The 25,598-nt window shown below is 40.7% G+C and carries 25 protein-coding genes, 1 tRNA gene and 3 pseudogenes; 25 read left to right on the forward strand and 4 right to left on the reverse strand.

The annotated features are described in order from the left end of the window. Positions 1 to 225 precede the first annotated feature (225 nt). The gene (locus tag J7K40_12255; protein MCD6163167.1) at positions 226 to 1,047 is read left to right on the forward strand and encodes a GNAT family N-acetyltransferase; all 822 of its coding nucleotides are present in this window, start codon (positions 226 to 228) and stop codon (positions 1,045 to 1,047) included. Positions 1,048 to 1,232: 185 nt separating this feature from the next. Here the strand turns inward: J7K40_12255 and J7K40_12260 are convergent. Beyond that, positions 1,233 to 1,884, reverse strand: a pseudogene (locus tag J7K40_12260) (efflux RND transporter permease subunit). Beyond that, a pseudogene (locus J7K40_12265) lies at positions 1,824 to 2,847 on the reverse strand (efflux RND transporter periplasmic adaptor subunit). The pseudogenes J7K40_12260 and J7K40_12265 overlap by 61 nt, the downstream one beginning before the upstream one ends. Positions 2,848 to 2,911: 64 nt before the next feature. On the opposite strand from J7K40_12265, the gene J7K40_12270 reads away from it, so the two are divergent. From J7K40_12270 to J7K40_12380, 23 genes and pseudogenes are all read left to right on the forward strand, one after another. Then, entirely contained in the window at positions 2,912 to 3,589 is a 678-nt protein-coding gene (locus J7K40_12270) for a Crp/Fnr family transcriptional regulator (GenBank protein MCD6163168.1), read from the forward strand. Between the two features lie 127 nt (positions 3,590 to 3,716). Then, positions 3,717 to 5,381: a hydroxylamine reductase gene (gene hcp / locus J7K40_12275; protein ID MCD6163169.1), complete on the forward strand. Its 1,665-nt coding sequence runs from the start codon at positions 3,717 to 3,719 to the stop codon at positions 5,379 to 5,381. A 113-nt stretch (positions 5,382 to 5,494) separates the two neighbouring features. Then, positions 5,495 to 6,298, forward strand: coding sequence for a 4Fe-4S binding protein (locus tag J7K40_12280; GenBank protein ID MCD6163170.1), 804 nt, complete (start codon positions 5,495 to 5,497; stop codon positions 6,296 to 6,298). A 52-nt stretch (positions 6,299 to 6,350) separates the two neighbouring features. Beyond that, on the forward strand, positions 6,351 to 7,670 hold the full coding sequence (locus J7K40_12285; GenBank protein ID MCD6163171.1) for an alginate export family protein: 1,320 nt from the start codon (positions 6,351 to 6,353) through the stop codon (positions 7,668 to 7,670). Between the two features lie 67 nt (positions 7,671 to 7,737). Then, positions 7,738 to 9,072, forward strand: a complete 1,335-nt coding sequence (locus J7K40_12290; GenBank protein MCD6163172.1) for a hydroxylamine oxidoreductase — start codon at positions 7,738 to 7,740, stop codon at positions 9,070 to 9,072. Between the two features lie 15 nt (positions 9,073 to 9,087). Further along, positions 9,088 to 10,575 carry a NapC/NirT family cytochrome c gene (locus tag J7K40_12295; GenBank protein ID MCD6163173.1) on the forward strand — a complete coding sequence of 496 codons (1,488 nt, stop codon included), beginning with the start codon at positions 9,088 to 9,090 and terminating at the stop codon, positions 10,573 to 10,575. A 121-nt stretch (positions 10,576 to 10,696) separates the two neighbouring features. After that, complete coding sequence (locus J7K40_12300; protein MCD6163174.1) at positions 10,697 to 11,122, forward strand: transcriptional repressor; 426 nt, start codon at positions 10,697 to 10,699, stop codon at positions 11,120 to 11,122. Beyond that, positions 11,122 to 11,559 (forward strand): hypothetical protein, encoded by a 438-nt coding sequence (locus J7K40_12305; protein MCD6163175.1) that lies wholly within the window; start codon positions 11,122 to 11,124, stop codon positions 11,557 to 11,559. Before J7K40_12300 ends, J7K40_12305 begins: the two co-directional genes overlap by 1 nt. 75 nt (positions 11,560 to 11,634) lie before the next feature. Then, complete coding sequence (locus J7K40_12310) at positions 11,635 to 12,222, forward strand: peroxiredoxin (GenBank protein ID MCD6163176.1); 588 nt, start codon at positions 11,635 to 11,637, stop codon at positions 12,220 to 12,222. A gap of 62 nt (positions 12,223 to 12,284) precedes the next feature. Continuing rightward, the gene (tpx, locus tag J7K40_12315) at positions 12,285 to 12,800 is read left to right on the forward strand and encodes a thiol peroxidase (protein MCD6163177.1); all 516 of its coding nucleotides are present in this window, start codon (positions 12,285 to 12,287) and stop codon (positions 12,798 to 12,800) included. A gap of 39 nt (positions 12,801 to 12,839) precedes the next feature. After that, a complete protein-coding gene (locus tag J7K40_12320) occupies positions 12,840 to 13,214 on the forward strand; it encodes a desulfoferrodoxin (GenBank protein MCD6163178.1) in 375 nt (124 codons plus the stop codon). 20 nt (positions 13,215 to 13,234) lie between these two features. Further along, complete coding sequence (locus J7K40_12325) at positions 13,235 to 13,690, forward strand: ferritin family protein (protein MCD6163179.1); 456 nt, start codon at positions 13,235 to 13,237, stop codon at positions 13,688 to 13,690. Between the two features lie 27 nt (positions 13,691 to 13,717). Beyond that, entirely contained in the window at positions 13,718 to 14,239 is a 522-nt protein-coding gene (locus J7K40_12330) for a ferritin (protein MCD6163180.1), read from the forward strand. 18 nt (positions 14,240 to 14,257) lie between these two features. Next, complete coding sequence (locus tag J7K40_12335) at positions 14,258 to 14,980, forward strand: peroxiredoxin (GenBank protein ID MCD6163181.1); 723 nt, start codon at positions 14,258 to 14,260, stop codon at positions 14,978 to 14,980. 17 nt (positions 14,981 to 14,997) lie between these two features. Continuing rightward, entirely contained in the window at positions 14,998 to 15,573 is a 576-nt protein-coding gene (locus J7K40_12340) for a rubrerythrin family protein (GenBank protein ID MCD6163182.1), read from the forward strand. 121 nt (positions 15,574 to 15,694) lie between these two features. Then, positions 15,695 to 16,795, forward strand: coding sequence for a 2-oxoacid:acceptor oxidoreductase family protein (locus J7K40_12345; protein MCD6163183.1), 1,101 nt, complete (start codon positions 15,695 to 15,697; stop codon positions 16,793 to 16,795). Between the two features lie 70 nt (positions 16,796 to 16,865). After that, positions 16,866 to 18,086 carry an FprA family A-type flavoprotein gene (locus tag J7K40_12350; GenBank protein ID MCD6163184.1) on the forward strand — a complete coding sequence of 407 codons (1,221 nt, stop codon included), beginning with the start codon at positions 16,866 to 16,868 and terminating at the stop codon, positions 18,084 to 18,086. A gap of 30 nt (positions 18,087 to 18,116) precedes the next feature. Continuing rightward, positions 18,117 to 18,278: a rubredoxin gene (locus J7K40_12355; GenBank protein ID MCD6163185.1), complete on the forward strand. Its 162-nt coding sequence runs from the start codon at positions 18,117 to 18,119 to the stop codon at positions 18,276 to 18,278. A gap of 251 nt (positions 18,279 to 18,529) precedes the next feature. Further along, positions 18,530 to 18,928, forward strand: a pseudogene (locus tag J7K40_12360) (DUF302 domain-containing protein). A 77-nt stretch (positions 18,929 to 19,005) separates the two neighbouring features. Beyond that, positions 19,006 to 20,349 (forward strand): cytochrome ubiquinol oxidase subunit I, encoded by a 1,344-nt coding sequence (locus J7K40_12365; GenBank protein MCD6163186.1) that lies wholly within the window; start codon positions 19,006 to 19,008, stop codon positions 20,347 to 20,349. Continuing rightward, a complete protein-coding gene (cydB, locus tag J7K40_12370; GenBank protein MCD6163187.1) occupies positions 20,349 to 21,365 on the forward strand; it encodes a cytochrome d ubiquinol oxidase subunit II in 1,017 nt (338 codons plus the stop codon). The genes J7K40_12365 and cydB overlap by 1 nt, the downstream gene beginning before the upstream one ends. A gap of 102 nt (positions 21,366 to 21,467) precedes the next feature. Then, positions 21,468 to 22,331, forward strand: a complete 864-nt coding sequence (locus J7K40_12375) for a bifunctional methionine sulfoxide reductase B/A protein (protein ID MCD6163188.1) — start codon at positions 21,468 to 21,470, stop codon at positions 22,329 to 22,331. A 44-nt stretch (positions 22,332 to 22,375) separates the two neighbouring features. Then, a complete protein-coding gene (locus J7K40_12380; protein ID MCD6163189.1) occupies positions 22,376 to 22,888 on the forward strand; it encodes a ferritin family protein in 513 nt (170 codons plus the stop codon). A 145-nt stretch (positions 22,889 to 23,033) separates the two neighbouring features. Here the strand turns inward: J7K40_12380 and J7K40_12385 are convergent. Continuing rightward, positions 23,034 to 23,127, reverse strand: a tRNA-Sec gene (locus tag J7K40_12385). 179 nt (positions 23,128 to 23,306) lie between these two features. On the opposite strand from J7K40_12385, the gene J7K40_12390 reads away from it, so the two are divergent. Then, positions 23,307 to 24,125: a hypothetical protein gene (locus J7K40_12390; protein ID MCD6163190.1), complete on the forward strand. Its 819-nt coding sequence runs from the start codon at positions 23,307 to 23,309 to the stop codon at positions 24,123 to 24,125. Positions 24,126 to 24,245: 120 nt separating this feature from the next. Here J7K40_12390 and J7K40_12395 read toward each other — a convergent pair whose 3' ends face one another. Then, positions 24,246 to 25,319, reverse strand: coding sequence for a T9SS type A sorting domain-containing protein (locus J7K40_12395; protein MCD6163191.1), 1,074 nt, complete (start codon positions 25,317 to 25,319; stop codon positions 24,246 to 24,248). Positions 25,320 to 25,598: the final 279 nt, after the last annotated feature.

A 25,598-nucleotide genomic window follows, 5' to 3' on the forward strand; every position in this document is an offset into this window, starting at 1 on the left:
TGGGAATGACGCGGGCAGTGTGGGAATGACGCGGGCAGTGTTGGGAATGACATCATTATAGCATTCGCCTAAGGCGGACAAAAGGCCGAACAGTAGTGATTTCATAATAAGATGAATTAATCTAATACAATATATTTAAATGACGACTTAATTAATAGAAGTTTATTGCAAGTAATTGTTTTTTGGCAGGGAACCGCTAATATCATAACACAAGGAAGTATGATAATGGCAATTGCTTTAAGTCCATTTCAAAAGCAAGCGGTAGTTAGCGATAATAAAATTAATCTCGCTTTAAAAGAAGCGTTAAAAAATCCATTAAAAAATGCCGATATTATTGCCGATTTAACCCAATTTAGATATGATTGCGATATACTAATCAAGGTATCAGAAAATGACAGCATAACAGCTGTTTGCTATTATAAGGATTTGCCATATAACAATATCAATATTCTTCCCGGAAACATCGATGATATTAAATTATTAGTTGCTCAATTAACTCAAAAATATCCAAATTTACTAAACCAGCCGGTTTTCGGTTTATATGACAGCGCTGTTGCCGGGATTATCGAAAACTTTTATCAAATTACCCAAAAAACACCTGAGATTAAAATGACACTTTCAAATACTGATATTCCGGAGATGCTTTTTGATGCCTCCAAATACAAACTTGAACAACTCACCACTCAGGACGTTGTGCAAATTTCATATCTTTTCAGTTTAATTCCCTCTATGGCATGGACTCCAAAAGCCTTGAGTTTTGGACCTTATTACGGCGCCTTTTATAATAACAATTTAGTATGTATTGCCGGTGTTCATTTCGCTGTAAATGGAGTTACGGAAGTTGGAAATATAGTTACGCATTTCAAACATCGACGTCAGAACCTTGCTTACTGTTGTACAAAAGCCGTAATCGAAAAAGTGAAAGAGACATGCAGCAATATTTTTCTTTGTGTATTTGCCAGCGAAACCTCTGCCATTAGACTATATGAGAAAATGGGGTTTGAAAAAATCGAGGATTTAATCCTGGTTCAATATTATTTGAAATGATTATTAGCTTCCTTATCTTGAATTACTACTATTCAACCTTTTGTAATATATAAAAACCGATGTTGCTTCCTCGCCACGGCATGGGAAATATAATGCAGGAAAAATCACAAGATTTGTCTTAAGGGCAAGTTGTATCTAAAATCCAAATCTATTTTCTTAGGAATGACATCAGGTATAGCATCCGCCTAAGGCGGACAAAAAGTGATCGCGATTAGAACAACGGCGGTCAGAAGAACCGGCAATCTGTGTTTTAAAACGAAAGCGATAATAGGACGATACAAGGCGATTGTAACTCTTGAAATCGGATTGACTGATTCGGAGATTGCCTTCCCCTTGATTAATATAACCGTTAAAGCAGGGATAACCGTAATCGAAATAAACGCCGAAGCTGCCATGGCAAATGTTTTGGTAAATGCCAATGGTTTAAATAACCTGCCCGATTGTCCCTGCAGCACTAAAACCGGAAGAAACGAGATAGTGATAATTAAAAGCGAGAAAAACAAAGCCGGACCAACCTCTTTGGCTGAATCAATAATTATCTGTATTCTATCTTTTTTCCCGCCATCACGTTCCGAGATGCTTGTGAGCGTTTTCTATCATTACCACCAAGGCGACGACCATTACCCCGATAGCGATAGCGATACCGCCTAACGACATAATGTTGGCGTTGATGCCAAGTAAATGCATTAGCAGGACTGATATCAGAACACCAGCGGGAAGAGTGAACACCGCAATCAGGGTCGAACGTACGTAAATCAAGAAAAGCAAGGTAATAATCATGACCGCCAGAATTTCCTTAAGTAAAGTAAATTTAAGTTGGTGAGATGCATCCCGCATTTCGGACAATTGCCGGGTTCATTTGAAACTACCTGGCTTTCGGTCATGGGACAATGATAAACTTCGCTGTTATCAGTTTTTTCCACCGGCACCAAGTCCATGCCGCATTCGACGCATTTGCCTTCCCCATATTGAAGGACATGAAAATGCTCAGGCATGGGACAGGTATATATCCCCGATGATTCAAGTGTTTTGTGTTCTTCGATAGTATCTATCTGGTGATCATTATCAGTGATTTCGGCCTGTTTATTATGAGTATCTTTATCCTGGCTATGCTGATGAGTAAACGCCAATGATTTATTTAAACGGCTTTCGGAGTCAAGCAGGAATTGACCGGAAGCTGCCACTTCTTCACTTTCGAATAACCCCGAGATGATTTCTATATAATCATCACTTCCAACCGCTCCGGTTTTTACGAGTCGAGGTTCATAAGAACCATCGGAGTTGGTGATATATACGATTTTCTTTTTGCCGGAATTGATTACAGCTTTTGATGGCAAGGTTATTTGATTACGCGGCAGCTGCGATTCAAATGATATTTCGGCATACATTTCCGGTTTAAGTTGGAAATCGGGATTGTCAATATCCGGGCGAACCTCTACTTGGCGATTTCTATCAAGATAGGGAGAAATATAGGATACATTAGCTTCGAAAACAGCGCCCGGTAAATAAAAATCGGTTAGACCAGCCAGACGACTGCCGCTTCTTACATGACAATCAGCACATTTCAGGCTTTTCTCTTTCGGACTAACCATTGAGAGGATTAATCGCTGCCGGAAAAGAGTCAACAGTATCACCCAATATATAATGATCTGCCGTTCCATTAAACCAGATATAATCAGGGACCACATTCTTCTCCCATGCGAGCTTCACTTTAATGGATAAGTACGTATGTTCCCCATCCTCGTTTTCCTGAGTACTTACTTCAGTGAGCACAAAAAATAGGTACAAATCAATCTCCATCCGAAAAATCCAGGCTAATACAATATATTGACAAAAGGTTCAATTATGTCGTTTATATATGTGTATGGAAGCCTTGAAATATATTAAGGAAAATTCATTATTCGCTGGTCTTAACGGCAACGAATTACAATCGCTATCAGACACCATTACCATAAAAAGACTAAAGAAAGGTGAAATACTGTTCTTTGATGGCGATGCGGCTTCAGGTTTTTATACAGTGCTTGAGGGCAAGATTAGAGTATTCAAGTCTAATCCGGATGGCAAGGAATATACTATTCATGTGATTACTTCGGGGCAAATTTTCGGGGAAGTGGCCATTTTTGAGGGTAAACATTTTCCTGCCAGCAGTATCGCTATCGAAAATTCAGTAGTTGGCTTTTTCCCTAAGGATCGTTTCCTCGCTTTGATTAAAGAATATCCCAATATCTCGCTTAAAATAATCGGCTCGCTTGCCAGGTTTCTGCGCGAGTATAATGAAATGGTTGAAGATTTAGCTCTCAAAGAAGTGTCTGCTCGAATCGCCAGATATTTATTAACCAAAGCCGGGGAAACTAATAAAAAAGTGATAGATTTAGATATAAAGAAGACAGAGTTGGCTTTGAAACTTGGCACAATTGGCGAGACCTTATCCAGAAATTTGAGGAAGATGAAGGATAATGAAATCATACGGGTTGATAACCAACAAATAACTATTCTTGATTTTGACCGTTTAAACTCCATCGCCGATGGTGAAAAACTTTGATTCCTTGACTTAAGTCAAAGATTAATTTAGTCCATATTGCGATATATATTTAATGAAAACTAAAGATTAGCTAATTGACTAAGTAATTGGCTTATGTGATAACATCACAAAGAAAAAGAGGAATAACATGTATTGTTTTCAATGTCAGGAAACGGCCAAGAACACAGGCTGCACCGTCAAGGGCATATGCGGCAAACCAGAGCAAACCGCCAACCTTCAAGACTTATTAATTTTCGTTTTGAAAGGCATTTCGGTTTACGGTGAAAAGATTAAAGAACTGGGCTCTGCTGACCGCAGCAACGATGAGTTTATCATCCAGAGCCTGTTTGCCACTATTACCAATGCAAACTGGGATGACGCTCGCTTTACGGCAATGATTCGGGATGGTCTTCAGCGGCGCGACCAGAGCAAGTCCAAGTTCTTAGCTGCCTATAAAGCGAAAAACGGCCGTGATTTCGACGGATCGCTACCGGATGCTGCTGTCTGGACTACTGACGATTCAGCTGATTTTGCCGAAAAGGCTAAGACTGTGGGAGTGTTGGCCACCGAAAACGAGGATTTGCGTTCTCTGCGAGAGCTTTTGATTATCGGTCTGAAAGGAATCGCTGCCTATGCCGACCACGCCGCTATTCTCGAATTCCGAAAAGAGGAGATAAACGATTTCATGATGGAAGCTCTGGCTTCCACAACCAAAACTTTGCCAGAGAACGAGATGGTGGCTTTAGTGATGAAAGCTGGTGAAATAGCGGTATCCACTATGGCATTATTAGACAAAGCCAACACCACTACCTACGGAAACCCGGAAATCACAGAAGTGAATATTGGTGTTGGCGCTAATCCGGGAATTCTAATTTCCGGTCATGATCTGAAAGATATGGAAGAACTGCTTAAACAGACCGAGGGAACGGGGATCGATGTTTACACTCACGGTGAGATGCTGCCAGCCAATTCCTATCCGGCTTTCAAGAAGCATAGTCATTTTGTGGGCAACTACGGCGGAGCATGGTGGGAGCAGAATAAGGAATTCGAGTCTTTCAATGGCCCGATTCTACTAACTACCAATTGCCTGGTTCCTCTGAGAAAGCATAATACTTACTTGGAACGTCTTTTTACTACCGGTGTTGTTGGCTATGAAGGCGCTGTGCATATTGCCGATCGCCCTACAGGCGGTATGAAAGATTTTTCTACCCTCATCGAAAAAGCAAAGACCTGTCCACCGCCAACCGAAATCGAGACTGGTACTATTGTAGGTGGGTTTGCTCACAACCAGGTGCTGGCCTTGGCCGACAAGGTAGTGGGCGCTGTGAAATCCGGAGCTATCAAGCGTTTCGTAGTTATGGCTGGCTGCGATGGACGTCAGAAAAAACGCAGCTACTATTCTGAAGTGGCGAAAAACCTGCCCAACGACACAGTTATCCTTACAGCCGGGTGTGCTAAATATCGATTCAATAAAATGAACCTGGGCGACATCGGCGGCATTCCCCGTGTGCTGGATGCTGGCCAGTGCAACGACTCCTATTCCCTTGTTGTGATTGCTTTGAAACTGAAAGAAGTATTCGGTCTGGAAGATATCAACGACCTGCCCGTTTCCTATGACATCGCCTGGTACGAGCAAAAGGCGGTGGCAGTCCTTCTGGCGCTTCTGTTCCTTGGTGTTAAAGGCATTCGGTTAGGTCCCACACTACCGGCGTTTTTGTCCCCGAATGTAGCTAAAGTGCTAGTGGATAAATTCGATATTAAACCTATTGGTTCTGTTGAGGAAGATATCGCTAATATAATGGACGGAAAATAAAAATATTTTACGGTGAAGATTAAGATTGGGTAGCGCTCCCGATTGAGAATTTCGGGAGCGTTATGGTTAAGAAGGATGAGTTATAATAGAGCACATAATTAAAGGGTAAATAAATGGCAAAAGTCAAAAGGCAGATGATTATTATCGATGAGGATAAATGCAATGGGTGCGGTTTGTGTATCCCTGCCTGTCCCGAGGGAGCTTTGCAGATAATCAACGAAAAAGCTGTGCTTGTAAAAGAAAGCTATTGCGATGGTCTGGGAGCATGTCTGGGCGATTGCCCCGAAGATGCTTTAAGTGTCGAGGAAATACTTGTTGATGAATATGATGAGCAAAAGGTAATAGAAACTCTCAAGGAAAAGTCACCCGAACTTGTTGACAAGCATTTCGAGCATATGAGAACACATAAAATGAAGACAATGTCTCCCCTAAGTTGTCCTTCGGCTCAAATGATGGCTTGGGATAATACAAGACAGCCGCAAGAATCGACGGCGCATTATCAATCGCAGCTGCGTCAATGGCCGGTGCAATTGCATCTTGTGCCGCCATCAGCGCCGTATTTCAAAGATGCCGATATAGCTGTTATAGCCACCTGCGTTCCGTTTAGCTATGCGAATCTTCATCAGGATTACATAAAAGGCAAAGCCATTGCGATTGCCTGTCCCAAGTTAGACAACATCGAACCTTATCTTGACAAACTCACTCAAATCATAAATACGGCTAAACCAAGGAGCATAGAAGTTATATATATGGAAGTTCCCTGCTGTACGGGTTTGATGTATCTGGTTATGCAAGCTATTAAGGACTCGGGCTGGGATGTGTCTTTTATGGCAACTAAGATAGGTATTAAAGGCGATTTGTTAGACAAACAAGACATTGATATAAAAGCCATTCAAGAGAATATAAAAGATGTTTGACATTATGGTGGTTTTATTATATAAAATTCAGCAGATATTTAAAGGAGATATTATGAGATTGTCAATCTTAAATCAATTCGTGAAATCATCATTTGCAATTATTCTATTATTAATTGTTTTCTCATCTCAACTGATAATTGCCGGAGAAAACAACCTGACCGATGAAGTAATGCTTGATGGGACAGTTCGCTGGCGGGCTGAGTTTGACGGCAAAGACTTTTCCAATAGCACTGCCTTAAATGAGAAGAGTTATTTGCGAACTCGTCTCGGACTCAAATTCACTTCAATTGAAAATGCGATTGTTTACATTCAGTTTCAGGATTCCCGCAATCTTGGCGTGAACTCAAGCGGGTTGACAAATGATGCCAACCTGGGTCTTCACCAAGGTTATATCAAGCTGTCAGGTTTTCCCATAAAAAATATTTCTATGCAGGCCGGCAGGTTCGAAGCGTTTTACGGACGTCATAGGCTAATAGGTACTGTAGGTTGGCATAATGTCGGACGTTCATTTGATGGTGTCCGATTTTCTCATGAAAAGGATGCTTGTAAAGTTGACTTATTCTGTCTTAAAATCGATGAACGCTCATTTGATAATCCGCCCGACCATAAGGATTGGAAATTGTTTGGGATGCATGGTTCTTTTCTTAAGAAACAGTTGAATCTTTTCGCTTTTTATGATTGGGATATGGCGAAAGTTGGTGATGAAAATGCCTTGAAAAGATATACCGCCGGAACTTATTTAAATCATTCTTTGGAATCAGGGATTAAGTTTGAACTTGATGCTGCTTTCCAGGGCGGTAAACAATCAACTATATATTCACATGCATATACAGATACAACCGCAGACCCGGATACAACAGCATATATGAATATGATTGCGAACCAAGATATATCCGCTTTTATGGCTGCCGGTGAGATTTCATATAAGCTTGACTCATTTATCGACAAAGTAGGCTTGGGATTTGATATAACTTCAGGTGATGATGATGTTGCTGCCGCTGCAGGTAATGATATAAAATCATTTAATAATCTTTACTACACCGGCCATAAATTCAGAGGCTTTATGGATCAGTTTCTGGGAACATCATCACAAGGTCTGATGGATGTCATTCTGAGAGGATCGCTGAAGCCCTCGCCCAAAAGCGCAATTTTGATTGATATACATCATTTTCAAACGATGAAAGATTATCAAACATCCAGCGGCGGCAAATCCAAAGCTATCGGTCAGGAAATCGATATCACCGGAAAATACAGTTGGCAAAAGGGACTTGGTCTTCAGGGTGGAGCATCAGTCTTTATCGCATCGGATGACTGGAGAGCCGATGCCGACCCGGCGTTGTGGTTATATGCTATGATAACCGCAGGTTTTTAGCTGTTAGCTTATTAGAAAGATGAATAGATGAAAATATTAGAGAGTTGATGTTTTAAGGAGAGATGTTATGAAAGTAAAAACTTTTTGTATGGCTATTTTATTGGTTATCGCCAGTGCATCGCTGGCTTTTGCTGTTGATTATAACCCAAAGATAGCCGGCAAGTGCATGACCTGCCATAAGGAAAAATCGCCGGGGTTGTACAATCAGTGGTATATGTCTGCACATGCCGATCATAATGTAACCTGTTTGAACTGCCATGGCGCTGATAAGAAAGATAAAGACGCTTTCGAACATGAGGGAGCATTGATTGCCGCTTTGGTAACTCCCAAAGACTGCGGTCAATGCCACGAAAGAGAGTTTAACGAAGCGGCAAATTCCTATCATGCCACAGCCGGTCATATATTAGAATCGAATGATGCCTATTTAGCGCATGTTGCCGGCGGCGAACCGGCAGCGATAACCGGTTGTGAAAACTGTCATGGGACTAAAGTTGAAATAGACTCAAAATCGCCTAATAAGCTTTCTCGTAAAAGCTGGCCAAATTCAGGAATAGGTCGCATTAATCCGGATGGTTCTCTTGGCTCCTGCAATGCCTGTCATGCCCGTCATTCTTTCAGAGCTGCTCAAGCGCGCCAACCTGAAGCCTGCTCGAAATGCCATCTCGGCCCGGACCATCCGCAGAAAGAAATATACGAGGAATCTAAACACGGCAACAGCTACTATACTAATCTGGCTAAAATGAATATAGATTCTGACCGCTGGATAGTAGGCCAGGACTATTACGAAGCGCCTACCTGCGCTACTTGCCACATGTCGGAGGCGCCGACTCAAAAAGTAACGCATGATGTTGGCCAGCGGATTAGCTGGACACTCAGGCCAATTGTTTCCAAACATAAAGATGATTGGCATAAAAAACGCGCCAGCATGAAACAGGTTTGCGTGAACTGTCATGGTGAGACTTTTGTTGATGGTCATTACTATCAATTTGACGCTCTGGTAAATCTCTACAATGAAAAATTTGCCAAACCTGCATTAGATATAATGAACATCGTTAAAAAGAATAAACTGATGGAAAACCCAGCTGGTTTCAGCAACGATATCGAGTGGTCGTTCTGGGAACTCTGGCATCATGAAGGACGGCGCGCTCGTCATGGCGCCGCAATGATGGGACCGGATTATACCTGGTGGCATGGTATTTATGATGTTGCTCATAATTTCTATTTCGAATTCCTGCCCCAGGCGCGTGCATATAATAACGCCGAGGTGAATGCTTATATCGATAAGATAATTAAAGACGACCCGATGCATCAATGGCTTTCGCAAGACAGTAAAACTCTAAAGGAAAGTATCAAAAAAGGCAAAATGCAGAAAATCTATAAGAATCTTTTCGAGTCGAACTAAGGTAGCGCTATGCTTATGAAGTTTAAAAACTTTATATATGGTATTTCGGTAAACCGGCTCAGCAGGCTCGGCATTGCGCTGACTACATCATCATTTATCATATTCATTGTCTTTCAACTGGCAATGCTGATGGGGATTCTTGATAATGCTTATGTTGGATTGGTTGCTTATCTTTTATTTCCCTCACTTGTTGTTGTAGGATTGTTGTTAGTATTAATTGGTTGGTATATATACGTAAAGGCTGCAGGCAAAACCATCAGGACGCTTTTAAGTGAACGATTCAATTCGGTTGACATTGAATCAGGGGTTTCGTGTTCGAGATTATTCCGAACAATCCTTATCTTAACGGTTGTCAATATTCTCTTCCTTGGCGCTGCCAGTATCAGGATGCTTCATTTTATGGATGAGCCGAATTTTTGCGGCACCGCCTGTCATAGCGTAATGAATCCCGAATGGGTAACTTACCAAGCATCGCCGCATGCCCGGGTCAAGTGCGTGGAATGTCATGTCGGCGAGGGCGCCGGCGCTCTTATCGACTCTAAGATCAACGGCACCTGGCAAATGATTTCGGTTACTTTCGACCTGTTAGAACGGCCGATACCGACGCCGGTTCATCAACTGCGGCCAGCCAGGGAAACCTGCGAAAAATGCCACTGGCCTGATAAATTTTACGGCAACCGTCTGAAAACAATAGTCAATTATAAAAGAGATTCGCTATCGACTCCGATATATACTACTTTGGGTTTGAAAATAGATGCCGGTAAAAGAGCTGAGCGCGGCGGTATCCACTGGCATGTGGCTAAGGATAACGAAATTCGCTATGCCTCAGCTTATGATGAACGGGAGAAAATGTTATGGGTAGAGGTCTATCAACCCGGCGGCGGATTCAAACGCTATACAAATAAGGAATATCAGCAGCAATCAGATGAAAATAAAAACGTTCGGAGCTTCGATTGTGTCGACTGCCATAATCGCGCCACCCATATATATGAAGACCCGCAGAAAGCGATTAATGAGCGCATAAGTTTCGGATTGTTAAAACGCTCTCTGCCATATCTAAACAGGGAAGCTCTTCATGCCATAATCAAAAACTACCCCGATAGATACGCCGCTATGGATGGTATAGCTAATCATTTAAGAGGTTTCTATAAGAGAAATTATCCGGAGATGGCAGTTGAAAACATCACTCTAATTGATTCCTGCGTTAATGCGCTTCAGGATATTTACAACAGGAATATTCACCCCGAGATGAATATATCATGGGGCAGTTACCCAAGCCACATCGGCCATAAAGGAGAAAGCGGCTGTTTCCGGTGCCATAACCCGAAATTGGTGGATGAGGATAACAATAGCATACCCTATGATTGCGTGCTTTGCCATTCCATTCCAGCTTATGAAAGTTCAGAACCATTTAAGTTTTTATTGGCGGCAGATACCATAGATAAAAATTACATGATGCATAGATACTTGCAGCAAGAATTTTTAAATTCTTGCTCTGAATAAACAGCATTTAAGTCTATGTATATCAATACACTGCAATCCTTGGCTCATTTACTTTTAAAAACGGGAACTATTCCATTTTGTTATTAGTAATAATAAGCGTTATGAATAAGGAGATGGCCAAATGAAGAAATCAATGCCCAAAAAAAGAATGACAATACAACGGCGGATTATTACCGAAGAACTGAAAAAACTAACCTCGCATCCAACCGCCGAACAGATTTATCATATAGTTAGGGAACGTCTGCCGAAAATCAGCTTGGGCACGGTTTACAGAAATCTTGACTTTCTTTCTAAAAACAATATAATTCGTAAGCTTGATATCGATAAAGACAAAGCTCGATATGATGCCGAGAAAAGGGAGCATTATCATGTGCGTTGTGTCAGATGCGGAAAGATTGGCGATATATTCAACATGCCAAAGACGAATATTGAGAAAGAAGTGAGTAAGTTTACAGATTTTACAATTATTGATTATACGCCGGAGTTTAAAGGGATATGCCCGGAATGTTCTAAGAAAAAAAATCACGACAAACAGGAGAAAAATTAATGTCAACTAAAGCGATTCAACAACAGATAGTTTCTAACATGAGACACTGGCAGAAAATCGAAAACGCTTCAGTAGCCTCGACAGGCAATGTTATCGAGCAAACTGAGAATCCGATTATTCGTCTTATCATGGAAATAATTCAGCGCGATTCGCAGATGCATTATCGTATCCAGGAGATGATTGCCGACAGTTTGGAATCTAAGACTATAACGCTGACGCCGGATGAGCTTAGCGAAGTATGGGATTCGATAGAAAAGCATATCAAATTGGAGAAGAAAACAGTTGAGTATGCAAATGAAGCTCTGGCGGCATTGAAAGGCAAGAAGATGGTAGTGCAGGAGTATCTGCTTGAGTACTTGCTTATCGATGAGAAGAAGCATAATAAAGTACTTGAGTCGTTGGCTACAATTAAAAAAGGTATGTATCCTTATGGTTGAGATATGGAATAGCCGCCATTTTTCACATTACTTTAAGGAATTAGCTTTAAACACGCTTAATAATAGGAATTAATGATGTCTAACTTGGTAACAAAAAAAGCTCCCGATTTCACCGCTCAGGCGGTTATGGACAATAATACGATCGAGGAACTGAAGCTTTCATCGTATCGCGGCAAATATGTAATACTGTTTTTCTACCCGCTCGATTTTACCTTTGTCTGCCCCTCTGAGATTATCGCCTTCGATAAGGAGCTCGATAAATTCAAAGCAAAAAATGCTGAGATTATCGGTGTATCTGTAGATTCGCAGTATACTCATTTTGCCTGGAAAAATACCGAGCCGAAAAAGGGTGGTATCGGTCAGATAAAATATCCGTTGGTAGCCGACCTTAATAAAAATATCTCGCGTGATTACGACGTGCTGTCTGATGAGTCAGTCGCTTTGAGGGGACTGTTCCTTATAGATAAGGAAGGCATTGTCCGTCATGCGGTAATTAACGATTTGTCGCTTGGTAGAAATGTCGATGAGGTTTTGCGTATGCTTGACGCTTTACAGTTTTCCGAAAAGTATGGCGAGGTCTGCCCGGCTAATTGGCATGAGGGCGAAGATGGTATGAAACCGACCGCTGAGGGTGTTGCCGAATATCTGGCTGAACACGCGTAGTGTTAACTGAAATGCCGATGGGAGTAGATTCCACCGGCAGTATGAATAGGGAGAATAGTACGATGAATGAAAGAACTGGCATAATAGAGATGAAAGGCAAACCGCTGACTCTCATGGGCAATGAGATAAAAATCGGCGATTCTGCGCCTGATTTTGAAGCCTTAAACAGCGATATGGAATCAGTAAAGCTGTCAGCATTTAAGGGGAAAGTAGTCGTGATTACCACTGTGCCTTCTCTGGATACGCAGGTTTGCGATTTGGAAACCAAACAGTTCAACAAGGAAGCTAAAAAGTTGGGCGATGATGTTGTAATCTTGACAATCAGCATGGACTTGCCTTTCGCCCAGAAAAGATGGTGCGAAGAAGCCGGTGTAAAAAATGTGCATCTATTGTCAGACCATCGTGATGGCAGTGTTGGCATAGCATATGGAGTGCTGATTAAAGAGCTGAGGCTATTGGCAAGAACTGTTTTTGTTATCGATACTGATGGCAAGGTGCAATATATTCAATATGTTAAAGAAACCGCCTCGGAACCTGATTATGATGAAGTGTTAGAGGCAATCTCAAAATTGAAATAGGTAAAGGGATTATAATAATATTATTTAAGGAGAAATAATATGACAGAGAAATTACAGATCTACAAATGTCAGATTTGTGGGAATATTGTTGAGATGGTTCATGATGGGGCTGGTAAGCTTGTCTGCTGCGGCAAGCCGATGACTCTGATGACCGAGAACTCAACCGATGCGGCTACCGAGAAACATGTTCCGATAATTGAGAAAACCGCTGATGGATTTAAAGTAACTGTCGGCAGTGTCGCCCATCCGATGGAAGATAAACATTATATCGAATGGATCGAGATTATTGCTGATGGCAAAGCATATCGGAAATTCTTAAATCCTGGCGATACTCCGGAGACGCTTTTTGAAATCAAAGCTGATAAAGTTACAGCTCGTGCTTACTGCAACCTTCATGGTTTGTGGAGAGGATAATAATATTAAAGGAGAATGAAATTATGAATTTAGAAACAGTTGATCAGATTCTTGATTTTGCTATTAAGAATGAAGAAGATGCGGCAGAATTTTATACTAACTTAGCCTCCAAAATGGATAAGCCTAGTATGAAAAAGGTGTTTGAGGAATTCGCTATAGAGGAAAAAGAACATAAAGCCAAACTATTAGCGGTTAAAAAGGGCAAATTGATGGTAGGCTCTGAGAAAAAAGTGATGGATTTAAAGCTCAGCAATAATCTTGTAGAAATTAAGCTTGATGCCAACCTGAATTACCAGGATGCGTTAATTGTGGCTATGAAAGCCGAGAAAGCGGCTTATAAGCTCTATAATGATCTCGCTTCGGCAGCCGATGATGCCAACCTGAAAAGCACCTTGCTCAATCTTGCTCAAGAGGAGGCCAAGCATAAGCTGCGTTTTGAAATTGAATATGATGATTTTGTTCTAACGGAAAATTAAACTGCATGACTTTAATGGAGACAATAAATGATTAGTAAAAAAATGGAAAACGCTTTAAACAATCAAATACGAGAGGAGTTCTTCTCGGCATATCTCTACCTGGCGATGTCTGCTTGGTTTGAGACAATAAACCTGAAAGGTTTCGCAAACTGGATGAGAATTCAGAATCAGGAAGAGCAAATGCATGCTATGAAGATATTCGATTACCTCAATGAACGCGGCGGTAAAGTGAAGCTTCAAAAAATCGACGAACCGCTATATGAATGGGAAACTCCTTTGGCTGCGTTTGAAGCCGCCTACAAGCATGAACAGCATATAACTGGCTGTTTTAACGATTTGGTCGATCTGGCTATGGAGGAAAAAGACCGGGCTTCGCAAATATTCTTCGACTGGTTTGTAAACGAGCAGGTCGAGGAGGAAGCCACTGCCGATGGAATTGTTCAGCAGTTAAAACTGGTTGGCGATAAAGGTCAGGGTATTTTTATGATAGACCGAGAACTTGGAACACGGGTTTTCACGCTGCCTGCGCAATCGGAGTCTGGCGCTTAAATAAGGAGGGATGAAAATATGGAGAACGATAAAAAACAACCATGTGTTCAGCCAACAAAAGGTCCTGTTGGTGTGAATGGCATAGATGAATTCTCTCAAAATGAGGTGAAAAAGGAAGAGGAGGAAATCAAGATGTTGGCTCGTGTTGGCAAACCTGCGCCTGATTTCGAAGCAAATGCTTTTATTGATGGCGCATTTAAAAATATCAAATTGTCAGATTATAAAGGCCAATGGGTAACGCTCTGCTTTTATCCGGGTGATTTTACTTTTGTCTGACCGACAGAATTGACGGCAGTTGCCGTTAAGTATGATGAGCTTAAGGCTCTTGGTGTGCAGGTGCTTTCTATGAGTACTGACAGCCATTTTACTCACAAAATCTGGCAGGAAGAAGAACTTTCCAAGATGGTAAAAGGCGGTGTGCCATTTCCTATGTTGTCTGACCAAGGCGGTCGGATTGGCAAAGTTTATGGTGTTTATGAAGAGGATGCTGGCATCGATATCAGGGGTCGTTTCCTGATTGATCCCGATGGCATCATTCAAGCGATGGAGGTTATGACCCCGCCTGTCGGGCGTAATGTTTCAGAGCTGATTCGTCAGGTTCAAGCATTCCAGCATGTCCGCGAAACGGGTGAAGCCACTCCATCCGGATGGAAACCGGGAAAACCAACTCTCAAACCCGGACCTGATTTAGTTGGTAAAGTCTGGAAAGTCTGGAAAACAGAAAATGCATTTGAAAAATAGAATTAAGGAGATTTTAAGTGCCTAATTTAAAAGAAACCAAAACAGAAGTGAATTTACTAACCGCTTTTGCTGGCGAGTCTCAAGCAAGGAATCGTTATACATATTTCGCCAGCCAAGCTAAGAAAGATGGTTTCATTCAGATATCCCACATCTTCGAGGAAACCGCTAATCAGGAAAAAGAGCATGCTAAAAGATTATTCAAATTCCTTGAAGGCGGAGAGGTCGAAATTCAGGCTGCTTTCCCAGCTGGTGTAATAGGCAGTACGGCTGAGAATCTCAAAGCCTCTGCTGGCGGCGAACATTACGAATGGGAGACTATGTATCCCGAATTCGCCAAGATTGCTCGTGAGGAAGGTTTCGATGCTATTGCCAAGGTATTTGAAGCTATCGCTATCGCTGAAAAACAGCATGAGAAACGCTACCTCGACCTTCTGAAAAACGTAGAAGCCGGTTCGGTTTTCAAAAAGGAAAAGAAAGTTGTTTGGCGATGCCGTAATTGCGGCTACCTTCATGAGGGCGATGAAGCTCTGGGTATTTGTCCGGCCTGCGCACATCCTCAAGCGCATTTCGAACTTCTATCGGAGAACTGGTAGAATATTTGTAAAGGGATTTGTTTTTAAAACAAATCCCTTATTCATTAATGATAATAACGGAAGCGTTGAATTATAATTATGAAGGCACCTTTTATTCATAAAACCAACTGGAGTAATTTGCGTGAAAGTGAATGATATTAGCTTATTAATTGGCGGATATGCCGGTCAGGGTGTTCAGACAATTGCCAACTCTTTTGCCCGGTTATGTACAAGAGCTGGCTTGTATGCATTCGTTAATTTCGAATATCCATCAAATATTAAGGGTGAACATAATTATGCTCAGATTATGGTTTCAGAAAAGAATATAGGCAGTTCAACTACTCAAGTTGATTTACTTGTGGCCCTTGATATAAAAACTGCAAATGAACATATAAGCAAAATTCGTCCGGGCGGCGCGCTTATTTATGATAATAAAAACCTGGAAGTAAGTCATATTGATACAGGGCTTAAGGTTAATTCAATTGAACGGGATGATATAATAGTTATTGATGTTCCCTTTTCTGATATTGTTATTGAAATGGACGGCTCAAAAAAAATGATCAATTCTATTGGATTAGGAGCTGTTATAGGATTGTTAAGATTAGATTTCGAGCTTCTTGACGGCATGCTTCATCAATCATTATCAAAGTTTGAAGATAAGATTATCAAGCAAAACCTTGAAGGGGCAAGATATGCTTATGATAAAATCAAGGATGAATACTCTGAACAATTTGGCGTGTCTTTGGAGCCGCTCGACGCACCGGATAGAATGTTTCTAACAGGCAAGCAAGGATTTATTTCAAGCAGCACACCCTCAGGTTCAATAGAAATGCCGTTCAGTCCTGCCGCATTGGCTATAGCTTCAGGAGCCGGATTTGTTGCTGCAGGCTATTCAGGCGACACGATGCAGTTGGACGATTTGATAGTTGAAAAAATTAAACATCGCTGTTTCTCCTTAATAAATATTATGCAAGTTTGTGTATCGTTTAATCCCGAGAAAAGTTACAAATGGTATAAAGAGCGGGTTTATAAACTTGAAAACGAAAATTGTGAATCTACCGATCGCAACAAAGCCTTAAACTTAGCTCTCTCCATTGGTAATGACCGATTACCAACGGGCATATTATATCAGCATAAACAGGCAGCATATGAAGATTCATTGCCGCAGATAAAAAAATCCCCTTTAGTAAACCATGATATAGGTAATGTTAATATTAACAGTTTAATGGCGGATTTTGTGTAAATTTTAATAATACTATTTTTATGGTATCGTTTATCAAACAGCTAAGAGAAAGATAATTGAAAGGATAATCATGAATACAACATTGCAAAAAGGAATCGACTGGGTTGGATATGTTGATTGGAAAACTCGCGACTTCCACGGTTATAATACCCAACGCGGCGCTACTTATAATGCCTATCTTATACAAGATGATAATTCGGCGCTTATAGACACGGTGAAAAAACCTTATGCAGTGGAACTGTTAAAAAATATATCCGCATTGTCAGAGTTGTCTAATATAAAATATATAGTGTGTAATCACGCCGAACCAGATCACTCCGGGGCACTGCCGATTGTAATGGAATCTATTCCAAACGCAACATTGGTTTGCAATAAAAAATGTCAGGCAACACTTTCGCAATATTACGATACTTCAAAATGGAAATTCCACATAGTTGCTACAGGCGATACTATCTCTCTTGGTAAAAGAACTCTTCATTTCATTGAAACACCAATGCTACACTGGCCGGAGTCAATGTTTACATACATACCGGAGGATAAGCTGCTATTTTCGATGGATGCGTTTGGCCAGCATTACGCCACCTCACAGCGTTTTAATGATGAAGTTCCCCTGTGTACTGTTATGGAAGAGGCAAAAACATATTATGCCAACATAATCATGTCCTATGGCAAGCAGGTTGAGAAAACCCTCGACCGCTTAACCGGTATTGATGTTGAGATGATTGCGCCAAGTCACGGCGTGGTCTGGCGAAAAAATGTATCAGATATAATCAATATATATAAAAAATGGGCGACCAATAGCTTTAAACCTAAGGTCTTGGTTATCTACGATACGATGTGGGAAAGTACGGAACAGATGGCAATGGCGATTCATGAAGGAGCTTCTTTGCCCGGCATTGAATCCAATCTCATTCATATTAGACACTCCGATTTAACTAAAATAGCAGCTGAAGTATTGGATGCATCTTCTGTAGCTTTTGGATCAGCTACACTTAACGGCGGTATGATGCCAATGGCAGGAGCTGTTTTAACTTATTTGAAAGGATTAAGACCAGCAAAAAAAGCATGTTTTGCTTTTGGTTCGTATGGCTGGGGTAAGGGCGCTCCGGAGGCGATTGAAGAATACTTTAAAACAATGAAATGGGATATAATAAACGAGCCTATCAAATCGCGATACAAGCCAACATCAGAACTGTTGAATGAGTGTCGAGCGGCTGGTAGAACACTTGGCGAGAAAGCAAAAACAATTGCTCAAAATATTGCAGGTGAGAAAATTTGTATAAACCCATAAATCAAATCATTAGTCAACAAAGGAGACGGGATGACTAAATACGTTTGCGATGTTTGCGGTTGGATTTACGATCCGACAGAAGGGCTGATTAAAGAAGGCATTAAACTCGGTACGCTTTTTAAGGATTTGCCGGATGATTTCGTTTGCCCCGAGTGCGGTGCTGGTAAGGATGACTTTTCACCGGTGGAGTAAAATATTTGTAATGTTAAAACATCTACTATTGTTATTCAATCAGAAAACTGGTTGTGAATTGATGTATTAAAAAATATTTACTCTTAATGCAATAGAAATATGTTTGCAAATATGCGTAAGGCAAAATCCAAGCATGGCATGTTGAATAACGCATAATAAGTAGTTTAATGAACGAGCTAAAATAAACTGAAAGTGATAGTACCAGCTCATTCTTATAGAAAGGAAATGATATAGACAAGACAAAATATGGCATAAGCACTGAACTCCAGCTTGATTTTAACGACGCGGTTACCTAAACCATTGCTTGCCTGAAAAACCAGGGCTTTGGGGTTCTGGCTGAGATTGACGTTAAAGAAACATTGAAGAGGAAGCTGGGTATCGATTTTGAAAGATATCGTATACTGGGTGCCTGTAATCCACAGTTGGCATACAAGGCATTATCTGAAGAGGAAGAAATCGGTTTGCTTTTGCCGTGCAATGTTATCATTTACGAAACTTCAGAAGGTAAAGCCAGAGTTGCAGCAGTTGACCCTGTAAAAGCAATGTCAATTGTAAGTAACGATGCGGTAAAACCGATTGCCGAGATGGTTCGCCAGAAACTCTTATCAGTAATCGCGGTTCTTGAGGAATCATCAGACAAGAAAGTGTAGATAAGCATGCTATTGCAGAGTGCTGTTGCCGCAGAATACTCAGGAAAAATATTTTCAGAGTATAAGGAGGAATTAATATGGATTTTGATCCGGTATTATTGTCACGCATTCAGTTTGCGATGACAATTGGTTTCCACTTTATCTTTCCACCCATATCGATAGGGCTGGCCTGGCTGTTGGTCTTTATAGAGTGGCAGGGTTGGAGGAAAGATGATAGCACCTACAAAAGCATGGGTAAATTCTTCGGCAAACTTTTGGCCATTACATTTGCGGTTGGCGTTGCTACAGGTATTGTGATGGAATTCCAGTTTGGTACAAACTGGGCGGAATATTCAAAATTTGTTGGCGATATTTTTGGCGCGCCATTAGCGGCTGAGGGTATTTTCGCCTTTTTCCTTGAATCGGCATTCTTAGGACTTTATCTGTTCGGTAGGAATAAAGTGTCTAAGGGTGTTCACTGGTTCTCGATTTTTATGGTAGCTGTCGGTTCGACCTTATCCGCTTTCTGGATTCTCGTGGCAAACTCCTGGCAGCAAACACCGGCTGGTTTTATAATTCAGAATGGGCGGGCAGAATTGATAAATTTCTGGGAAGCGGTATTTAACCCCTCGATGATTATACGCTTTTTCCATACCGTTGATGCAACACTAATCGCTGGCGCATTTGTCATGGCTGGTATTTCAGCTTATTTATATCTAAACAACAAAGGTGTTGAAATTGCTAAGAAAGCTTTGAAACTATCGATTATCGTCGGTTTGGCAGCTTCATTGCTCGAACTGTATCCGCTTGGTCATGAACATACTGTTCAGGTAGGCAAAACCCAACCTGAGAAATTGGCGGCGATGGAGGGTTTAATCGATGGCCAGGAACGGGCGCCCTTGCTAATGTTTGGCGTCCCTCAACAATCACCTGAACCGGACTTGAAAGCCAAGATTGCTCTGCCCGGTCTCCTGAGTTTGGGAATACATGGCGACATGAACGCTTACGTACCCGGACTCAATGATTTCCAACGGGATGAGATACCACCGTTTATTCTGACGTTTATTTCATTCCACACCATGGTGGGTTTGGGGATGTTTTTTATCGGGATTATGTTATTAGGCGCTTTTTTACTTTACCGAAAACAATTATGGGACCAAAGATGGTTCCTAAAAATACTTATGCTTTCAATACCATTGCCTCTTATAGCCATACAACTTGGCTGGATATCTGCCGAGGTGGGACGTCAACCATGGGTAGTTTACAGAGTATTAAAAACCGCTGATGCTGTTTCATTGACTGTATCAGCAGGGGAGATTCTATTTTCAATAATTCTGTTCGGTATAATCTACATATTTATCGGCGCTCTGTATCTCTATATCATGGGCAGGGAAATTCAGCGGGGTCCGGAATTAACGAGTATTGCAGAGGTGAAATCATGATCGATTTAAATACAACTTGGTTTATTTTAATAGGCGTGCTGTTTACCGGGTATGCAATATTAGATGGCTTTGATTTTGGTGTCGGTATACTACACTTGTTTGCCAAAAATAATAATGAACGTCGAATCAATATGAATGCTATCGGTCCTGTTTGGGATGCCAACGAAGTTTGGTTATTAACAGGCGGCGGCGCTTTATTTGCGGCATTCCCGATTGTCTATGCTACAGTATTCAGCGGATTTTACTTAGCCTTGATGCTTATCTTAGCCGCGCTTATTTTCCGAGCCGTATCACTTGAGTTCAGGAGCAAAATAGATTCTCCGGGCTGGCAGAGATTCTGGGATTGGTCGTTTGGTCTGGGAAGCTTATTGCCGGCGGTACTGTTTGGTGTTGCCGCGGGTAATATTCTAAGAGGTATTCCATTAGATGAAAACGGAGTATTTGTCGGATCCTTCTTGGGGTTATTAAATCCTTATTCAATCCTCATAGGCGTTCTAAGCTTAGTGATGTTTGCTCTTCACGGCGCCCTTTATATGACACTTAAAACCGATGGAGAATTGAGAGACAAAATGACCAAATGGGCTTCCGGTTCATGGATCGGAATCATTATTGTTTATTTGTTGGCGACAATCTATACATTCTTCGAAGCGGGATTTCTTTTTGATGGCATATTAAGTGCGCCGTTGTTCTGGATTCTGTTTATACTCCTGCTGGCGGTAATCATTTTTATCCCGATAGGTTTGAAATCCGGCCGCTATTTCCGGTCATTTCTGGCATCATCGGTTACTATTATCTGTATGATAGGTTTAGCCGCAGTTAGTCTTTTCCCACGTTTAGTGCCATCCAATATCGATTTGAGATACAGTTTGAATATTTATAATGCCTCATCGACACCACGTACTCTAACAGTTATGCTTATTATGGCATTGATTGGGATGCCGATTGTAATAGGCTGCACTATCTATATCTATCGGGTTTTTAAAGGTAAAACCGTAATAACGGATGAGAGTTATTGATTAATAACAAAGAGGAGGTTCTAATTGAATTATGTAATAATAATCCTGACCTCTTTACTTTGGAGTGTAACTTGTTCAGCTGTCCAAGCAAAGGAAAATAGTATTAAACACGACAAATTAACTTCCGAAGAAGAACAAGTAATTATTCATAAAGGTACCGAAAGGCCTTTCTCCGGTAAATACTATGAACTCAGCGATAAGGGGATATATACCTGCAAAAGGTGCAATGCGCCGCTTTATAGTTCTGATGATAAATTCAACCCTCACTGCGGTTGGCCAAGTTTTGATGATGCAATACCGGGAGCGATAAAACAAATTCCTGATGCTGATGGTATCCGTACAGAAATTATCTGCAATAATTGCGGTGGTCATCTGGGACATGTATTTTTAAATGAAGGTCTTACCGATAAAAATGTGCGTTATTGCGTAAATTCGATTTCGCTGAACTTCACTCCCGCTGCTCAAGATTATTCAGCTCAAAAAGCGTATTTCGCCGCCGGCTGTTTCTGGGGAGTAGAATATTATTTTCAACAAGAAAGCGGTGTTATCTCTACGCTGGTCGGTTATATGGGCGGACAAACGAATAATCCAACATACGAAGAAGTTTGCGCCGGAAATTCCGGTCATGCTGAAGCTGTCGAAGTTGTCTATAATCCAGTTTTAACTAACTATGAAAAATTATCCCGGTTGTTTTTTGAAATCCATGATCCCACTCAGGTAAACCGGCAAGGACCGGATATCGGCGAACAATACAGATCGGTTATTTTTTATTCAAACGATGATGAAAAGAAAACAGCGGAAAAGCTAATAAATATCCTTACAGAAAGTGGTTATAAAATAGCTACTGAAGTTGTAAAAATCACAGAGTTTTGGGAAGCTGAAAAATATCACCAGAACTATTTTAATAATAATGGTAATGCATGTCATATTAGAACTCATATTTGGAATAGAATCTTGAAAAAATAAATAAGCAAACTAAGGACATCTCAAATATCTTGAAAGGATTATTTATGGAAGTTGAAAAAGCCATTAAAACCGCAATTGAATATGAAAATAAAGTAAAAGATATTTATGCTGAAGCGGCAAAAAATTCTCAGAATGAAATCGCCAGAAATGTTTTCCGAAAACTTGCCAGAGAGGAGCAAGAACATATCGATTATTTGGAAAGTCGTTTTATCGAATGGCAGAAAACGGGCAAGGTATCTCTGGAAAAGCTTAAGACTATTATTCCAAGTAAAAACGTTATCAATGAAGGCGTCAAAAAACTTAAAAACAACATGAAGAAATCTGATAAATATGGCGAAGTGCAGATGTTGGGCAAAGCTTTAAATGTTGAAATTGAAACTAGCAATTTCTACAAAGAGATGGTTGACCAGCTTGAGAATGAACCGCAGAAAATGTTCAAGCGTTTCCTCGAAATTGAGGAAGGACATCTGGCAATCGTTCAGGCTGAAATCGATTCAATTACAGGCGCCGGATTTTGGTTTGATTTCCAGGAATTCAACCTTGAAGCCGAAGGTTAATCAAAAGATACATTTTGAGTACGATTTTAATTGAGAGACATTGATCCTTGGCCATTCTTATTTGATGTTATAGAATCACAGATCATTGGTATAGTGCGTACAAATAAAAAATATATGTATCTGTGCGGGCTGCAATAAAATACAATCGGAAGGGACAGGAATCGAACCTGCCATGGCCGGGATCACCGGCCACCTACGGTTTTGAAGACCGCGAGAGCCACCAGACCCTATCCGCTTCCATTATCAATATAAACCAACCGATAATTTATTGCAAGTCAAATGAAAATATCCGGATAGTATTGAAGCGCATTCAGCTGTCTTTATATGGCTTCATTTCCTTTGGGTCAGCTTAAACCATTGCAGGCTATTCGTGTCTTAGTATTAGCAAGCCTTAAATAGTATTTGGAGGAATCAATTAATGAATACTTGCGGTAAACCATGGTTTAAGCTGATTTTTGCTATTTTGCCTTTAGTATATTTTATATCAAGCTGTAATGATATCAAGATGAACAGCCAATGGTGTAACCGTGAGATATTTATAGATGGCATGTCATTCGATTGGGAAAACATTTTGATGAATTTCGAATATAAGAAAATAAATTTGGGTATTCTCAATGATGATGCTTACCTATATATTTGTTTGGTGCCCTTAGATGAAGTTATAATACAACAAGTAATGATGATGGGATTTACAGTATGGTTAACAGCTGAAAGCGATAAAGATTTTAAGCTGGGCATTTGCTATCCTGTAGGAATTGGGAATAACAGAAGGCTCCTAAAAGATATTCCAATTGAACAGAATAGGGAAGAGCTTAAAAGAATATTCGAAGAGTCGCTAAATGAAATTATGATTATCAGCTCAAATAAAGGCGATACCATTACTATACCGGTTGAAAATATTTCCTCTGTTGAGGTCAGGGTCGGCACTAAAAACGAAAGAATGGTTTATGAATTAAAAATCCCCTTAATAAAATCATCCGATTACCCTTATGCTATCGGAGCCTTTGCAGGCCAGCAAATCGAAATAGAATTTTTAACAGGCGAATTAAAAAAACCGATGATGAATAAATCTTTGAGAAATGAAGTGTCGCGACCAGATAGAGATTCCGGCGGAAAAGGCATGCGTCCCGGAGGCGGTAGACGACAAGGTAATAACATGGAACATCATGATATGCAGCAGCCTTTAAAAATGAAAATAAAAGTGAAACTGGCAGATAAGATAAATGCAGATAATTAACTCTCGTTTCATGTGGTTGGCGGATGTCCTCATCTGCCAACAACACTGGTACACATAGACTGTAAACATCGATTATATTGTTTTATTAAAGGCTGGATATTAGTGATTTAGATTAGTAAATCATTTTAACAGAGTCATTTTTTTGATATCAACAAGTTTTCCGACTTTAATCCTGTAAAAATATATGCCTGATGAGAAATTATCCGCTTGCCAGATTATTGAATACCTGCCTGCGGATTGCTCTTTATCAATAAGCGATGTTATTTTTTTCCCAAGCAGGTTAAAAATACCGATAGTTACATAAGAATCTACCGGCAAATTGTATTGGATAACAGTGGAACTATTAAAAGGATTGGGGTAATTTTGCTTATTACTATATTCGTCGGGTATGGCATTATTATTATCAATTCGCTGTGATGAATTCCAGCCCTCAAGTCGAGCCATCATCCACCAGAATGCTTTCCCCTTAAGATAGCAATTGAAACAGTGCGAATGAGCGCACGAACAATCATTAGCGCAGTTGTTGTCGGGATTATCACACCAGGTAAAGCACCATGCGCAGCCATCGCTTTCATTAGGATAATAATTGCCGTCAGGGTCATAGCTCTCAATATCGGCAAAATCAAAAAGTATTTTGTCGTTGGCCGTACAATACGCACGTATCTGATTATTGCGCTCATATAAGTTGCCATCAGGACCGCCGCCATCAAGATGGCCGGTCATATAGATAAACACAACCTCCGGATAATCCAACTCAAGCTGGTTCATAGCATCTAAATAAATATTAATACCCGCTTCGCTGTTATCGGAACATCCGCCGCACCATGACCACATAACCATATTGTAATCAGGATGGCTGTCAAGCCATGACTCAGTCGGCGAAACCCATGATACATCTCCATTATGTCCGAGGTCATCGCTTATCTCATGAAAAGTGGGCATATTATACAAAGAATTTTCGCCTTGCAGTTTATTAAGGCCGGTTATAATCTGGCTGCCATGCGATGTGTGGCCGTAAAATATTTTATAGTCCGCCCTTATCTGGTCGAAATATGATTCCGGTATTGAGTCAAATTCAGAGATTACAGTGTGGTCAACCATGAGCGAGTCTGCCTGCGCTGATGAACAACAATATGGTAAACACATGCCAAACAAGATAATTGCGGCCGCTAAAATGATTCTTTCATTTTTCATAAGCATCTCCTTTGTAATAATTGTATTCTTTATCGGATAATAATTATCAAAACGTTAAATATCTTTTATTAAGATATAATTATCATTTATTATATAAGTTGTCAATGGGAAAAACAAACTTACGATATTTACGGAAACTGTCATTTTTATAGTAAGGCAGTTCGCCTTAGGCGGGCGACTTTTGCAAATTTTATCTCTTAAAATGGACATTTTCCTTAAACGAATAACACTCCGAAAGATAGAAAAAGCCGCCAGGGGAAGGGGGGGAATCCTGGCGGC

Source organism: Candidatus Zixiibacteriota bacterium (genome assembly GCA_021159005.1).
Lineage (GTDB): Bacteria > Zixibacteria > MSB-5A5 > UBA10806 > 4484-95 > JAGGSN01.